The organism is Pollutimonas bauzanensis, from assembly GCF_040393045.1.
Taxonomy (GTDB): Bacteria; Pseudomonadota; Gammaproteobacteria; order Burkholderiales; family Burkholderiaceae_B; genus Pollutimonas; species Pollutimonas bauzanensis_A.
Genome location: NZ_JBEBUX010000102.1, coordinates 1 through 15,525, shown reverse-complemented (window position 1 = coordinate 15,525; position 15,525 = coordinate 1). Strand labels below are relative to the sequence as shown.

The 15,525-nt window shown below is 54.3% G+C and carries 14 protein-coding genes; 8 read left to right on the top strand and 6 right to left on the bottom strand.

Annotation, left to right across the window (positions count from 1 at the left end; all coding sequences use genetic code 11):
* Positions 1 to 146: 146 nt before the first annotated feature.
* Positions 147 to 755 (bottom strand): glutathione S-transferase family protein, encoded by a 609-nt coding sequence (locus ABWO67_RS14665; RefSeq protein ID WP_353152786.1) that lies wholly within the window; start codon positions 753 to 755, stop codon positions 147 to 149.
* A gap of 64 nt (positions 756 to 819) precedes the next feature.
* The gene (locus ABWO67_RS14660) at positions 820 to 2,691 is read right to left on the bottom strand and encodes an alpha/beta hydrolase family protein (RefSeq protein WP_353152788.1); all 1,872 of its coding nucleotides are present in this window, start codon (positions 2,689 to 2,691) and stop codon (positions 820 to 822) included.
* Between the two features lie 163 nt (positions 2,692 to 2,854).
* Between ABWO67_RS14660 and ABWO67_RS14655 the strand changes: the two genes are divergently transcribed.
* The 3 genes from ABWO67_RS14655 to ABWO67_RS14645 are packed head-to-tail and all read left to right on the top strand — an operon-like array spanning position 2,855 to position 5,814.
* On the top strand, positions 2,855 to 3,838 hold the full coding sequence (locus ABWO67_RS14655) for a D-2-hydroxyacid dehydrogenase (protein ID WP_353152784.1): 984 nt from the start codon (positions 2,855 to 2,857) through the stop codon (positions 3,836 to 3,838).
* 18 nt (positions 3,839 to 3,856) lie between these two features.
* A complete protein-coding gene (locus ABWO67_RS14650; RefSeq protein ID WP_353152782.1) occupies positions 3,857 to 5,035 on the top strand; it encodes a glycerate kinase in 1,179 nt (392 codons plus the stop codon).
* Positions 5,035 to 5,814, top strand: a complete 780-nt coding sequence (locus ABWO67_RS14645) for an SDR family oxidoreductase (protein WP_353152780.1) — start codon at positions 5,035 to 5,037, stop codon at positions 5,812 to 5,814. Before ABWO67_RS14650 ends, ABWO67_RS14645 begins: the two co-directional genes overlap by 1 nt.
* Before the next feature lie 31 nt (positions 5,815 to 5,845).
* On the opposite strand, the gene ABWO67_RS14640 is transcribed toward ABWO67_RS14645, so the two are convergent.
* A complete protein-coding gene (locus tag ABWO67_RS14640) occupies positions 5,846 to 6,421 on the bottom strand; it encodes an amino acid synthesis family protein (protein WP_353152778.1) in 576 nt (191 codons plus the stop codon).
* A gap of 24 nt (positions 6,422 to 6,445) precedes the next feature.
* On the bottom strand, positions 6,446 to 7,354 hold the full coding sequence (locus ABWO67_RS14635; protein WP_353152776.1) for an NAD(P)-dependent oxidoreductase: 909 nt from the start codon (positions 7,352 to 7,354) through the stop codon (positions 6,446 to 6,448).
* A 150-nt stretch (positions 7,355 to 7,504) separates the two neighbouring features.
* Between ABWO67_RS14635 and ABWO67_RS14630 the strand changes: the two genes are divergently transcribed.
* Positions 7,505 to 8,389, top strand: a complete 885-nt coding sequence (locus ABWO67_RS14630; RefSeq protein WP_353152774.1) for a LysR substrate-binding domain-containing protein — start codon at positions 7,505 to 7,507, stop codon at positions 8,387 to 8,389.
* A 141-nt stretch (positions 8,390 to 8,530) separates the two neighbouring features.
* Complete coding sequence (locus tag ABWO67_RS14625; protein WP_353152772.1) at positions 8,531 to 9,511, top strand: Bug family tripartite tricarboxylate transporter substrate binding protein; 981 nt, start codon at positions 8,531 to 8,533, stop codon at positions 9,509 to 9,511.
* Positions 9,512 to 9,521: 10 nt separating this feature from the next.
* Here the strand turns inward: ABWO67_RS14625 and ABWO67_RS14620 are convergent, their stop codons facing one another.
* On the bottom strand, positions 9,522 to 10,454 hold the full coding sequence (locus tag ABWO67_RS14620) for a LysR family transcriptional regulator (protein ID WP_353152770.1): 933 nt from the start codon (positions 10,452 to 10,454) through the stop codon (positions 9,522 to 9,524).
* A 107-nt stretch (positions 10,455 to 10,561) separates the two neighbouring features.
* Here ABWO67_RS14620 and ABWO67_RS14615 point away from each other — a divergent pair, with 107 nt between their 5' ends.
* The 3 genes from ABWO67_RS14615 (at position 10,562) to fumC (ending at position 14,765) form a co-directional block, all read left to right on the top strand.
* Complete coding sequence (locus ABWO67_RS14615; RefSeq protein ID WP_353152768.1) at positions 10,562 to 12,118, top strand: CoA-acylating methylmalonate-semialdehyde dehydrogenase; 1,557 nt, start codon at positions 10,562 to 10,564, stop codon at positions 12,116 to 12,118.
* A gap of 135 nt (positions 12,119 to 12,253) precedes the next feature.
* On the top strand, positions 12,254 to 13,279 hold the full coding sequence (locus ABWO67_RS14610; RefSeq protein WP_353152766.1) for a type I glyceraldehyde-3-phosphate dehydrogenase: 1,026 nt from the start codon (positions 12,254 to 12,256) through the stop codon (positions 13,277 to 13,279).
* Positions 13,280 to 13,367: 88 nt separating this feature from the next.
* Positions 13,368 to 14,765 carry a class II fumarate hydratase gene (gene fumC / locus ABWO67_RS14605; protein ID WP_353152764.1) on the top strand — a complete coding sequence of 466 codons (1,398 nt, stop codon included), beginning with the start codon at positions 13,368 to 13,370 and terminating at the stop codon, positions 14,763 to 14,765.
* A 312-nt stretch (positions 14,766 to 15,077) separates the two neighbouring features.
* Here the strand turns inward: fumC and ABWO67_RS14600 are convergent.
* Positions 15,078 to 15,525: hypothetical protein (locus ABWO67_RS14600; protein WP_353152762.1), on the bottom strand; the 448-nt coding region annotated here is incomplete at its 5' end.

Here is a 15,525-nt window from a genome sequence, read left to right as displayed (position 1 = left end):
ACACCCGCCTTTTTGCATGAGCGAAGCTTGGACGAGCCCACTAACCACCGTGGACAACGTCACCAGAACCAGACAACGTCGCGAAAGCACCCATGATGCAAGCGCCACCTCATTCATGTCCCGTAAACACTTGAACCGAAAATGCGCTAAGACAGGCCTTGAGCTTGCAGGGCTACCTTAACGCCAGCGTCGTTTTCCATGCCAGCGAAGAACGTCTGCAGGTTTTTCAAACTGGTAATATCGATTTTTTTACCTCTGGCCCAGCGCAAAATCGTGTACAGGTAGGGGTCGGCAATAGAGCGCGTACCGGTGATCCATTGTTTTCCTTCCAGCTGCTTGTCGATAATGCTGAACAATTGCACCAGTTTGCTCTCAGTCTTGGAGACCAGTTGCTGCTGGAATTCGGCGTTATCGGTGTAGTAGCCAGCGGTGAATATCAGAGCGAAAGTGCGGTGCAGGTCGGCATTGCAAAAGCCTAGCCAGCGGCGCACTTCGGCGCGTTCGCGCGGGCTCTCGGGGAGTAGGCCAGGTTCAGGGCTCAGCTCCGCCAGGTATTCAAGAATGGCAGCGCTTTGGGTCAGGACAAAGTCGCCATCGACCAGGGTAGGGACGGCGCCAGCGGGGTTAAGCGCAAGATAGGGCGGTTGCTTTAGTTCGTCGCGCCCAACAACCTGGGTTTCGTAAGGCTTGCCTATCCACTCGAGCACAATATGCGAAGCCAATGAGCAGGCGCCGGGTAAGTAATATAACTTCATTGTTGCTGTCTCCAAGAGAAAATGCCGGTTGGCCCGGGAGAGGCCGCGGCAAGAAAGTAGATGATCAGGGGTTCAGGTGCTGCCTGAGGAAGGCTTCCATACTTTCGTAGAATTCAAATTTGTTTTCATCGTTATGGAAACCGTGCCCTTCGTTTTCCTTGACCATGTATTCTACGTCGACGCCACGCGAGCGTAACGCGGCAACCATTTGGTCGCTTTCGTCTTTATTGACGCGCGGATCGTGGGCGCCCTGGGCGATAAATAGCGGTGTCTTGATCTTGTCGGCGTTCAAGGCCGGCGAGGTCGCCACCAGGCGCTCGTGATCGACCGCCGGGTCGCCCACCATGCTGTGCATCTTGGTCAGCATGGGTTTCCAGTAAGGCGGGATAGTGTTCATGAAGGTAAGCAGATTGGAGACCCCTACGTAGTCCACCGCTGCTGCGTATAGGTCCGGCGTATAGGTAACACCCGCCAATGTTGCGTAGCCGCCGTAGCTTCCGCCATAAATGGCGATGCGGGCCGGGTCGGCAATGCCTTGTGCGATTAGCCATTGGACGCCATCGGTGATGTCATCTTGCATGGCCAGGCCCCATTGGCCGAAGCTGGCTTCCCAAAATCGTCGTCCATAGCCGGTGGAACCGCGAAAATTCATTTGCAAGACACAATAGCCGCGATTAGCCAGGAATTGCGCTTCGGAATTGAAACCCCAACCATCACGCAGCCACGGTCCTCCATGCGGATTGATGATACAAGGTAAATTCTTCGGGCTGCGGCCCAACGGTAGAGTCAAGTAGCCATGTATGGTCAACCCATCGCGGGACTGATATCGAATAGGCCGCATGGGGGCCATATCGTGTTCCGGGAGCGCAGGGTTGATATCCGCCAGCTTATCCAGGGTATTGGCATCGGCGTCATAGATATAGCGGCTGCCGGGCGTACGATCATTGTAGGCGGCAACAATGTATTTGGTTTCGTCGCGTGTGCCGCTTTGCAAGGCGATTTCGTAGCCTGGCAATTTTTCCTGGACGCGGGCAAGGCGTTGCTCGCTGATGTCGTCAAAGAAATGATACTTTGGTTTGTCGGTTTGATATGTGGCCATAGTCAGGACCTGGCGTAAGCGTGAATAGCCTGCACCATCCAAATCAATGCCGTCAACCTCGAAAATCAGTTCCTCGAGTTCGGGCTGGGCGGGATCGATGGTAACCAGTGCGAGGCAGTCGCGTCCTCTGTTGCTTAGCGCATAAAGCTTCTGGTTATCGAAAGTAAAGAATTCCGGACTGACGACGGTACGGAAATCGGTTGTAATTATTGAACGGAAGTCCTGGCCTTCGGCCTCACGGTATAACAGCGTGCTATGCAGCCCGTCGCTGGCGATGGCCGCGCGCACCAGCCCCTGATGGTCGGTTTGCCACCCTACAATATTGCCGGGGTTCTCGGCTACCAGCGTTAGCTCGCCAGTATGTATGTTGGCGCGGTATACATCGAAAACCTCAGGGTTGCGTTGATTATGGCTGATAAGGATATGTTCGGGATCGTCGTGCAGATCGTCTTCAATGCTTGCGCGTACGCCGGGAAATGGCGTCAGGTCGGTCAGCTTGCCTGTGGTGGCGTTGACGGTCAACACATGAAAGTTTTCATCGCCGTTGAAGTCTTTTTCATAAATGACGGTGTCTGAGCCTTTCCAGAAGTACTGACTGATATCGCGTTCGGTCTCTTCGGTCAGCCGTCGTTGTTGCCCGATGGGTGTGCTGCCTTCGAGCGCCTGGACGAATACATTCATGCGGGGCGCCTGACCGTTGATACTGACCGGTTCCATAAAACCCAGCATAGCTCCGTCATCCGAAAGGCGGAAAAAACCTCGCTCGGGATTGCGGAAAAAGTCTTTTACGGGGTAGGTTTTCGGAGGGGCACTGACTGCTGGCGTATCGCCGGTCATGGCTAAGCGGTTTGGAAGAATTCGGTACAGCCGGTTTATAAGCATAAATGGGATTCCTGTAGCGCAGACTGCGCTAGACTCATCGTTTGGTAAAGAATCCTATTACTATATCGGATAGGCCGTCCATGTGCGGCAATCACATTACTTAAAGGACGGATGTCGTATGGCCGAGCGCCCCTTGCAAGTTGTTTTTCTGGATCGGGAAACCATTTCTCCGCAAACCGTCTTGCGGCCATTATCCTTCAAGCATGAGTTGAAGGTATACGGACGAACAAGTCGCGATCAGGTGGCGCAGCGTATTGCCGGTGCCGACGTCGTCATTACTAATAAAGTGCCTTTACGTCACGAGGTCATTGAACAGGCTGCTCAATTGAAAATGGTGGCCGTGGCCGCAACCGGTACTGACAACGTCGATCTGGAAGCTTGTGCCGCCCGTGGCATCGTCGTGTCCAACATACGTGGATACGCCATCAATACGGTGCCTGAACACGTTTTTGCCCTTATTTTCGCGTTGCGCCGCAGTATTGTGGCGTATCGGGAATCGGTCAAGGCGGGGCGCTGGTATGACGCGCAGCAATTTTGCTATTTTGATTACCCCATCAAGGATCTGGCAGGCTCGACCTTGGGTATTGTGGGCAAAGGTACGCTGGGCCAGGCCGTGGCCACTATCGGCCGCGCCTTGGGTATGCGGGTGTTGTTCGCAGGCCGTAAAGGCGCGACGAAACAAGACAGTCCGTATGTCCCGTTCGAGCAGATGCTCGCCGAAAGCGATGTGATTACTTTGCATTGCCCGCTTAACGACCAAACCCGCGACCTTATCAGTACGCAAGAATTCACCCAGATGAAACGCAAGCCGATATTGATCAATACAGCAAGGGGCGGCTTGGTCAACGACGCGGCTTTGGTACAAGCTATGCGCGCAGGCCAGCTTGGCGGGGCTGGGTTCGATGTGACGACACCCGAGCCGCCCGATAACCAGCACCCCGTGGTGCAGCTTCTGGACATGCCTAATTTCATTCTGACTCCGCATGTGGGCTGGGCCAGCGATGAGGCAGTGCAGGCGCTGGCCGATCAACTCATCCAGAACATCGAAGCGTATTACGAAGGCACTCCCCGTAACGTAGTCGTCCCCGCGAAAGCGCTATAAATTAAAGGTTTACACAGTATGCGTGTTGTTATTGCCCCCGACTCATTCAAAGAGAGCTTAAGCGCATGGGGCGTTGCCCAGGCGATTGCAAATGGCGTGCGTGATGTACTGCCCGATGCGGATATCGTGTGCGTGCCTATGGCCGATGGCGGTGAAGGTTCGCTGGACGCCGTGCTTGTGGCGACCGGCGGCGAAAGGCGTGTAGCGCAAGTGCAGAATGCCAATAACCAGGTATGTGAGGCCAGTTGGGCCTGGCTGGGCAATGGTAGCGCCTTCATAGAAATGGCGGCCGCAGCCGGGCTGGAACAAATTCCCGCAGCCGAACGTCGGCCACTGCAGGCAACCAGCTACGGTGTCGGCCAATTGATCCGGCAAGCGCTGGACGCAGGTGCGCGTCACATTGTGCTGGGTCTGGGCGGCAGCGCCACTAATGATGCAGGTGCAGGCTTGCTTCAGGCATTGGGCGCCAGCCTGCTTGATGGGCAGGGTAATGAACTCCCCTTGGGCGGTGCGGCGTTGAAACAACTGGCCAGCATTTCGCTGCAAGGCCTGGATGCCCGTCTTGCCGATGTCAACTTTGAAATTGCTGTCGATGTCGACAACCCTTTGTGTGGGCCGCGCGGGGCTTCTGCTATTTTCGGCCCCCAAAAAGGCGCCTCGTCTGACGACGTGGCGACGCTGGACGCCGCACTTAAGCATTTCGCGCAAATTTGCGTAGATCAATTGAACAAAGACGAACAACACCTGCCAGGCATGGGTGCTGCGGGCGGGCTAGGTTTTGCCGTGAAAACCTGCTTTAACGCTCGTTTCAGGCCAGGTGTCGAACTGATTGCCGAGTTATCCGGCCTGGACGATGCAATGCAGGGTACTGATCTGGTGTTTACCGGGGAAGGGCGCATGGATGCCCAGACCTTGCTGGGCAAGACACCTGCCGGGGTGGCCAGATACGCAAGCCGCCACGGCATTCCTGTGGTTGCCCTGGTCGGCGCCTTGGGTGACGGCTACGAAGCGTTATATAAAGCAGGCATCACCGCGGCCTTCAGCCTGGCTCCAGGGCCTGTGACCCTGGAGCAGGCATGCAGCAATGCACCTGCCTACCTGCGTCAACGAGCAAGCGATTGCACGCGTTTATGGCTGGCTGGCAAGCCGGCGGGCGCCATGGCTATCAAAGAGAACACGCAAGAGGCTACGCAATAATGGACACATGCCGCGCGCCGGACTTTTCTCTAACAGACCGGCTTGCTCTTATTACGGGTTCGACCCAGGGCCTGGGGTTAGCTATTGCCAAGGCCTATGCGGCCAGCGGAGCACGCGTCATTATTAACGGTCGCAATGGCGATCGGGTCGCGCAGGTGGTGAATGGACTGGCCAGCCAGGGTTATCAGGCGTATGCCCATGTCAGCGATATTGGTAAATTGCCGGAGCAGGCTGCGGCTTTCGAGCAGTTATGCCAGGATGTCGGCACACCCGATATCCTGGTCAATAACGTCGGGATCCGTATCCGCAAGCCGCTGGCGCAAGCATCGCTGGACGACATTGTCGAATTGATCAATGTCGACCTGATTGCTGCCGTCCACTTGTCGAAATTGGCTGCGGGCGCCATGGCAGCAAACGCTCTTCGGGGGCGTCTGATCACTTTGACTTCAATCGCCGGCGAGCTGGCACGGCCAGGCGATGCCATTTATCCTATTGCCAAGCAGGGGCTAAGCGGCATGATACGGGCGTTGGCAGTCGAGTATGGCCATTGCGGAATTACCAGTAACGGCATAGCGCCGGGTACGTTTGCCACCGAAACGAACGCAGGCCTGGTTAATGATCCTGTCAAAAGCACTATCGTCGTGGGCCGCAACCCACTGGGCCGGTGGGCCGACCCTGATGAGATTGCCGGGGCTGCGGTTTTCCTGGCCTCGCCTTCGGCGTCGTATGTGAACGGACATATCCTGGTGGTGGACGGCGGGTTTTCCGTTACGTTTTAACGCATAGGCGAGGCAGGTTTCAAGTTCTGCGTCAACGCTGGCCGTCGTGAGCGGAAACCTCTTCCTTCAATAGCCCCCCTAGACGCGAATGCAGGCGGCCTCCTGTGGCCATGCCCAACGCAAACAACAGTTCGTCTGGCCGCGGAGAGTCGACGGCACCGACCTCAATCGAGTTGAAATGGCTGCGGACATACGACGCATGAATGTAATGCAAGGGCATGATCAGGCGAAAACCAGCCGACGCTGTGACTTGTGATGCGGGGACCATCGCTTTGGGATTGCCTAAAACCTCGCGCATCGCCCAACCCCCAGCCTCATGCCATACCGCGCCATGCTCTGCTTCGCCATTCACACCGACGATGGCGGCTTTACCATAAGCTTCTACGGCATCTTTACCCAATGTTTGAGCAAGCTGTGTCGCTAAATCAAGGCCGACCGAACGTAACGCTTTCATGAAGTCTATTAAGTTTGGTTCATACTTTCCCGCAAACGGATTCTTGACGACGGCGTACGCTACTGCACTTAATAGCGGCGTTTCTACTGCAGGGCCTCCGTCGCTGTAGACAGATTCAATGGTAAGCGCCTTCTTCCTGATTTCAATAAGCATGTCGTTCGTCCTTGAATTAGATGGTTATGCGTGCTGCGGTAGTTGGAGTTTTGTTTCTAGAAATCGATAGATTTCTGTGTTGTCAGCAATGGATGGCATTTGTTGGCAAGCCTCCTGCCAGAGCTCATAGCAAAGTGTCAGCTGCGGAGGAGTGAATCCCGCATGCGTATTCAAGCCGTGGGCAATACCTAAATCTTTTGCCATTAAGTGCAATCCAAATCCTGCCTTGAAATCGCCGCCGTCGAGCATATGCTGCTTGAGTTTTGTTTCCGTCGCGACATTTCGGCCACTTGACGCGTTCAAAACATCAACTAGCGTATCCAGGTTCAGGTCCAGTGCCTTGCCTAGCATTAGAGCTTCGCTTGCCGCTAAAAGTCCTGCTGCGTATACGTAGTTATTGAGGGCTTTCATTCCATGGGCCGATCCAACCTTTCCGGTTCTGATGATGGTCTTGCCCATGGCTTCTAGTAGGGGCATTACTGATTCGATGAGCTCGTCGTCGCCCCCGGCCATTATGGACAGCGTACCCGCCGCGGCTTTGGGTACGCTACCCGACACCGGCGCATCAATCAGACTCATACCTCGATTTTTTAAGTCGCTGGCAAGTTCTATGGTGTCCAGTGGTGAGCTGGAGCTCATGTCGATAATGATCGCTTTTTTTGCGAGCCTGGTAACGAGCGCAAGCGTATTGTCGCCCTCAAACAAACATGCTCGAACGGCCTTGCCATGCGGCAACATGGTGATGATGACATCTGCATCTTGTAAGTCGAGCAATGAAGAGGCAATGTTCAAACCGTGCTGTGAAGTTGTTTGTCTTAGCTTGGTATTGAGTTCGGGAGAACCGTCAAATCCTATGGTGTTTGCATGTTGTTTGGATAAATTGCCAAACATTGGGAAACCCATTTGGCCGAGACCAATAAAACCGATACGCATTCTATGTCACCATCCGTGATTGATAAATCCAAGTCAGCCTATTGGCCGAAATGCAGAATGACAGTCTAAGGCAGTCTTCAGCTCTGGATCCATGCCATATTGACTTGCTGTATAACCAAACGTTATTCAAAGTTGTTTGTGGAGAAAAAAGTGCGCTTTAAGCTCAGGCAAATGGAAATTTTCCGGGCGGTAATGATCGCTGGGTCGGTTAGCGGAGCAGCGAGAATGCTCTTCATTTCGCAACCCGCAGTTAGCAAGCTCCTGGCTCATACCGAAACGTCACTCAATTTGAAGCTGTTTCACCGTGTGAGCGGAAAATTGATACCAACGGCCCAGGCGTTAAGCCTTTTTGAGGAGGTCAAGAAGGTCTATGATTCGGCCGTTAGGGTAGATAGTTTCGTTGAGAATCTGATTCGACAACCGTCTGGTATGGTCAGCCTTTGTAGCAGCCCCAGCTTGGGCTTAAGCTTGGTCCCAAGGCTGATTGCAACGTTTTTGACGAAATATCCCGACATGAAGGTTCATTTTCACACCACCCTGATCCAGGACGTTCCGTTGGAACTGCTCAGTGGAAAATCAGGTCTGGCAATCACCGTTTTGCCAATTGAAAATCCCAGTCTTCATATAGAACCGTTGATAAAGGGAAGAATGGTTTGCGCTATTCCTGCGCATCACGCTTTGGCTCGGCAAGCAAGAATATCGTTGCATGATCTCGTGGATCAGCGCCTGATTCTTTATTCGCGCAACATTCCATTTGGCCAGCTTATGCTGTCGGCGTTTGAGCGTTACCAATGCAATATCGTTCCGACCATAGAAGTGCCTCGCGCCGAACTGGCTTGCTCACTGGTGCGGCAAGGCGTAGGTATAGCCATTGTCGATCAGTTTTCTGTTGCCGAGAATCTGTGGAATGATGTGGTTGTCAGGCCTTTGATCGAAGAAATTCCGATTGCAGTCAGCTTGATCAGGTCAAAGTTCGATTTAACATCGACCGATGTAGATCGTTTCATTGAAATAGTAAGACAAGAACTTAAATAAGCCCCCTCTTAGGCTCGTGCGGGGCGCTACGCACTGTATTACCTTTAGTTATCGGCGTTGTGATATCGCTATAACACAACGAGGTAGCTTGTCATTAGCATGGAGGGATACGATTTCGAAGAATAGAATAAGGAGACACTAATGAACAAGATTCGTCGGCGCCTATTCCAGGCAGCCTTGGCTGCAGTTCCGGCCACCATGTTGGGTGGCAAGGCATTTGCAAATAGCGCCGCCTATCCCGATAAGCTCATTAAATTGTATGTGCCTTTTGGTCCGGGCAGCGGTTCTGACGTGTATGCACGATATTTCGGCAAGAAGCTTGGCGATAAGCTCGGACAGACAGTCATCGTCGAGAATAAACCCGGCGGTGGCGGGGCTATTGCCGTGCAATCGACTAAATCAGTGCCCGCGGACGGATCCATTATTTTGCTCGGCAGTAATTCGCCAATGGCTGTGAATGTGTCCGTCTACAAAAAACTTGCCTATGATCCCGTCAGTGATGTCGTGCCTATTTGCGGCTTGACCAGATCAATGGCGGTCATCGTGGTCCCCGCCAGTTCGCCAATCAAGTCTGTGGAAGACTTGGTCGCCCGGGGCAAGCAAACGCCTATGCTAAATATGGGCACTTACTCGGCCGGCTATCAACTTGCTGTAGCGCCTTTTTTAGATAAAGCAGGATTTACATGGCAAGACGTACCCTACAAGGGCTTGTCTCAAACCACCAGCGATGTCATTGGTAATCAGCTGGATGTTGCGGTGATAGACACGCCAGGAACGGTGCAGATTATCAAGTCGGGAAAAGTTAGGGCAATTGCCGTTACAGGTACCCAGCGCCATCCCGAACTGCCCGATGTACCGACGCTTGTTGAAAAAGGGTACGAGGACGCCGTCCATTACAGCTGGACATCCTTATGGGTGAAGGCAGGAACGCCAAAGAATATTATTGATACGCTATCGAGCAATATGCTGGACGTTTTGAACGAACCCGAGTCCAGACAGTTTGTGCTTAATACCTCTGGCGAGATCATGCCTTTTGATCCCGATGAAATGAAATCATTCCAAGAGCAGGAAATTGCCCGGTTTGCCCGTGCCGTTGAAACATTGAAATTTGTCCGGGTTTGATAAGGTATAGCTACGCTGATGTCCTGGTCTGCAGTTCGCCTTTCAAATACTCGACAAATGCCCTGACTGCCCGGGGTACATAGGCGCTATAGGGGCGTATGGCGTAGATGGCATCGCCAAATACGCCGACCGGCTTCCAATTGACAAGTAAAGGCGTTAAACGTCCTGCATCCACCTCTTCCTGCGAGGTGAAATCGGGTAACAAGGCGATGCCCTGATCGGCCATGACCAGCTCCCGAAGCGCCTCGCTATTATTGGCGCAGAAGTTGCCCTTTATAGCCACGCTATAGCGCTCGCTGTCGCGTTTTACCGGAGAGAAGCTCCAGGCGGGGGAGGCAGCCGAACGCAAGTAATATAGGCAATTGTGCGAAGCCAGGTCTTCGGGCGTTCTGGGCGTACCGTGTTTTGCCAGGTAGGCAGGGGTGGCGACCAGCAAGGTTTTGGATGCTTGCAAGAGCCAGGCTACATGGGTTTCCGGCACATTGTTGGTATGGCGTATGGCCAGGTCGTAGCCTTCTTGAGCCAGGGAGCTTAGGCGATCCGACAGCTCGATTTCGATTCGAACGTCAGGGCAGGCTTGCAGGAACTTGCTGATGAGAGGAATGATTTTCTGCCGCCCCAGTGCGACCGGTGCGGTGACGCGCACTGCTCCTCGGGGAGTTTCGGCCAAGTCGCGGATGCTGTCGAACCCTTGTTCAATGGCGGTAAAGGCTTGCTGTGTGTTTTCAACCAGGCTGCGGCCTGCTTCGGTAAGGCGAACGCTGCGTGTCGTACGCTGCACCAGTGCTATGCCAGACACTTGTTCCAGTTCTGTAATGCGCAGGCTGACAGCGCCCTTGCTTACGCCCAGGCGTTTGGCTGCAGCGGTATAGCTGCCTGTGGCGCCCAGCATGCCCAGCCAGTAAATGTGCGACCACAGCAATTCTTTCTTATATTCTTTCATTTCTCTATTGTCTATTAAATTAAACAATGTATCCAGTAAAACGGTCTTGTTAAGCAGGGGACTAGTGCCTATACTTTTTTTATTCCCATGCACAAGTAGAGAGAGCAATGAAAGATCAGCAAAGCGCGAATGCGGTGGCAACCCCCGTCAATGGGCAGGCAGCTTATACCGACAAAACAGAGATTGTGAATTTTATCGGCGGCCGGCTTGTTGCCGCTACCGGTAGCCGTAAACAAGATGTTTTCAATCCGTCCACCGGCGAAGTAACGCGCCAAGTGGTGCTGTCGACAATTGACGACGTGAATGCAGCGGTCGCCGCCGCCAAGGCTGCATCGCAAGCCTGGGCCGATACGCCGCCGGTTCGACGCGCTCGCATCATGAGCAAGTTCTTGCGCTTGATGAATGATCACACCGATGAAATGGCGGCGATGATTACCGCTGAACACGGCAAGGTGTTTACTGACGCGCAAGGTGAAGTCGCACGCGGCATTGATGTTATCGAGTTCGCCTGCGGAATTCCGCAGTTGTTGAAAGGCGATTACACCGAACAGGTTGCCAATGGTATCGACAACTGGACGATGCGCCAGCCTTTGGGCGTGGTTGCCGGCATTACCCCGTTTAACTTTCCCTGTATGGTGCCGTGCTGGATGTTTCCAATGGCTATCGCTACAGGAAATACGTTCATTCTCAAGCCTAGCGAGCGCGACCCCAGCGTTTCCCTGTTGATTGCCAAGCTGTTCAAAGAGGCTGGCTTGCCAGACGGTGTATTCAACGTCTTACAGGGCGACAAAGTCGTGGTCGACGGTTTGCTTGAACACGCCGATGTATCGGCAATAAGTTTTGTCGGTTCCACCCCCATCGCCCAGTACATTTACGAGCGCGGCGCTCACTTCGGAAAGCGGGTGCAAGCGCTGGGCGGCGCCAAGAATCACATGATCATCATGCCGGATGCCGATATCGAACGCACCGTGGATGCCTTGGTCGGCGCCGCTTACGGTTCGGCGGGCGAGCGCTGCATGGCGATTTCCGTGGCAGTTCTGGTGGGCGACGTAGGCAAGAAAATAATGCCGGCGCTGATAGAACGGACCAAGACGTTGAAGATCAAGGATGGCATGCATCTGGACGCCGAGATGGGGCCAGTGGTGACCAAAGAGGCGTTGAAGCGGATTGAAGACTACATTGCCGTTGGCGTGGAGCAGGGCGCCGATCTGTTGGTGGACGGTCGCGGCCACAAGGTCGAAGGACACGAGAATGGCTTCTATGTCGGCGGCACGCTGTTCGACAATGTCACCGCCGATATGCGGATATATAAAGAAGAAATCTTCGGCCCAGTGCTAGCTTGCGTACATGTTGCAGACTTGGGCGCCGCGATTGACTTGGTCAACAAGCATGAGTTTGGTAACGGTGTATCTTGCTTCACCAGCGATGGGCATGCAGCGCGTGAATTTGCACGCCGTATCCAGGTTGGCATGGTCGGCGTCAATGTGCCGATTCCGGTACCCATGGCCTGGCAAGGTTTCGGCGGGTGGAAGCGCAGCCTGTTCGGCGATATGCATACATACGGCGAAGAAGGCGTACGGTTCTATACGAAGCAAAAATCCGTCATGCAACGCTGGCCGGAAAACATTACCAAAGGTAATGAATTCATCATGCCGACAATGTAAAAGCGGGTTGTTGTAAACGGCGGTTGGCGGATTGGTTCCGGAAGCCGCCGTTATGATGACGGGCGGCCGGTATAAGCCGGACATAAAGTAGTAAAGTGACGAGTCATTCAACTACATTACTAATGAGTGTTTTACATGAGTCGCCCCTTACGTCTTGCAATTAACGGCTATGGCCGCATTGGCCGCTGCGTTTTGCGGGCGCTTTACGAGTCACCCCTGAAAGATCGTTTTCAAATCGTAGCCATCAATGAGCCTGCCGATCTTGCGACCATGTCCTACTTGTCGCAGTTCGACTCTACACATGGCATTTTCCCCGGCAAGGTTGAGCAAGGGGTCGATTGCCTCATCGTCAATGGCAAAGAAATCCAGGTCAGCCATGCCTCCAGCCCCGAAGACGTGGACTGGGAAAGACTGGACATCGACATATTGCTGGAATGCTCTGGCCAGTACAGTACCCGCGCCGATATTCAGCGTTTCATCGATGCCGGTTGTCCGCGTGTGATGGTTTCACACCCAGGAAATAGTGCGCATGATGTCGACTTTACCGTCGTCTTTGGCATTAACGACACAGAGCTCACAGGTAAGGAAAGCATTGTTTCCAATGCTTCCTGCACCACGAACGCCATTGTGCCCGTCCTTTCGATTCTGCATGACGCATATGGCATAGAGCACGCGTTCCTGACGACACTCCATTCGGTCATGAACGATCAGCCGCTTATCGATGGCTACCACCACGCCGACTTGCGGCGTACCCGGTCGGCCATGCAGTCGATTGTTCCGGTGGCAACCGGGCTAGCCCAGGGGGTAGAGCGCTTGTTGCCAGCGTTGTCTGGAAAGGTGCAGGCAAAGGCCATACGTGTACCTATATTGAACGTGTCGGCGATTGACTTGATGGTCAAGCTTGGGCAAGATGTTTCGCCGCATACGCTGAACGCGTTGCTGATAGAGTCGGCCAACCGTTGTCCTGGTCTGTTGGCGTATTCTAATAATCCGCACGCATCCATTGACTTCAATCACAATCCGCATTCGGCGATTATCGATGGTAGCCAGACCCGAACCAATGGCGATGGCTTCGCCAATATCTTTGTCTGGTTTGACAATGAATGGGGGTTTGCCAACCGAATGCTGGATGTGGCAAGCGTGTGGGCCGAACGCTTCTAGCGTTTGCGACTAGATTTGACCTGAAGGCGTATAGTTGATGATGACCTTACACGAGGCATTTTCAATTATTTGATACCAGGAGCATGAAATGGCGGCCACCCGCATAGAATCCGATTCCATGGGCGAAGTTGCCGTTCCCGCTGCACGTTATTGGGGGGCGCAAACTCAACGTTCAATTGAAAATTTCCCGATAGGCATTTCGCGTTTCAAGTGGCAGCCTCCAATCATCACGGCCTTGGGTATTTTGAAAAAGGCGGCGGCGCAGGCTAATGCAGAGCTGGGCGAACTTCCGGGCGACGTGGCTGACCTCGTCGTCAGGGCGGCGGAAGAAGTTATCGACGGCAAGCTGAATGATGAGTTCCCGTTGGTGGTATTCCAGACTGGTTCGGGCACACAATCGAACATGAATGCCAACGAGGTGATTGCCAACCGCGCTATCGAATTGGCTGGTGGCGAACTTGGCAGCAAAACGCCAGTACACCCTAACGACCATGTAAACCGGGGCCAGTCGTCCAACGATACCTTTCCTACGGCCATGCATATCGCAGTGGCGCAAGAATTGGCCAGCAAATTATTCCCATCGGTAGGCAAGCTGCGCGAGTCGTTGGCGGGCAAGGCAGAACAGTTTGATACGGTCGTTAAAACTGGCCGGACGCACTTGCAAGACGCAACACCGATAACGCTGGGCCAGGAAATCGGCGGCTGGGTAGCGCAGATTGATTTCGCCCTCGATGGGATTCAGGCAGACCTGCACGGCATTTACGATCTGGCCATAGGCGGTACGGCTGTGGGCACGGGCTTGAACTCGCATCCACGTTTTGGCGACGTTGCCGCGGGCTATATCGCGCAAATTACCGGCTTGCCATTCCGTTCGGCGGATAACAAATTCTTCGCTTTATCGGCTCATGATGCGCTGGTAAGCGTTTCCGCATCGCTACGCACCTTGGCTGGCGCATTGATGAAAATGGCTAATGACGTACGCTGGCTGGCAAGCGGGCCGCGTTGCGGCATTGGCGAGCTATTCATACCCGACAATGAACCGGGGTCGTCCATTATGCCGGGCAAGGTAAATCCTACTCAGTGCGAGGCGATGACGATGGTGTGCGTGCAAGTATTCGGCAATGATGCGGCAACCGCATTCGCAGGCACGCAAGGTAATTTCCAGTTGAATGTCTACAAGCCAGTCATGGTTCATAACGTTCTGGAAAGCATTGAGTTGTTAAGCGATGCGTGCCTGGCATTTAATGATCATTGCGCGGTGGGGATCGAGCCGAATCGACAACGTATTGCCGATAACCTTGAAAAGAACCTGATGTTGGTAACGGCCTTGAACCGTCATATTGGATATGACAAGGCGGCGGCTATTGCGAAGAAGGCGCAGAAGGAACAAACCACTTTGCGTGAGGCTGCGCTGGCGTTGGGGTACGTGACGGCGGAGCAATATGATGCGTGGATTGTGCCTATGGATATGACGCATCCGGGCTGATGGTTTTGCTGCTGCGGGCCTTGATTATTTACTCTTAACACACCGTTTCTGTGATCTTGCTATTTCTCCTTACACGCCGTGGCTGCGGTGATGGGGATATGCGCTCCTCGTGGCCCGATTCGGCGCCCTGCGCGCCGAACCAGCGCGGCCTCGCTCGTCCACCCCGTACGGGGCTCCCTTCGCGTCCGGCCCGCTGGCGGCCCCGAACGTCGCACATATCCCCATCACCGCAGCCACGCCTGCGTTAGGCTAATTCGCTAGGTCGCTGGGACGGGCGGTGTGCTTGGCATCCTTTTGCCGGCCAGCGCAAGTTCAGAAGAACTCATGCGCTCGTCCTCCGCGCCCCGCCAGCCGGGGCACTCGGACATCGAGGCAGGTATAAGTGACGGTCGTGGTGATGGTGGCGATTGCGATGGCGATAGTACTGGTGGCTATTGCGGCATGCCCGCCGTCTGCCGCCTGTTCGTTTGCTCGGTCGCTAGTCGCCGTCTTACTCAAAAATGCCAAGTACGCAGGCCGTCCCAGCAGCGTATCGAACTTCCATGAAGCAGCGGGGCAGGTCCTGGGAGGGGATGTTGCAGCGACTTTCGGTGACGAGCGAGACGCACGCGAAGGCAGCCCGGAGGGGCGAACGAGCGGGGCGATGCGATGTTCGGCGCCGCACGGCGCCGAACCGTCAACGAGGAGCAAAACATCCCCTCCCAGGACCTGGCACGCGGACCAGGAAAAAGAAACCCGGATGCTAACGACCTGGCACGCG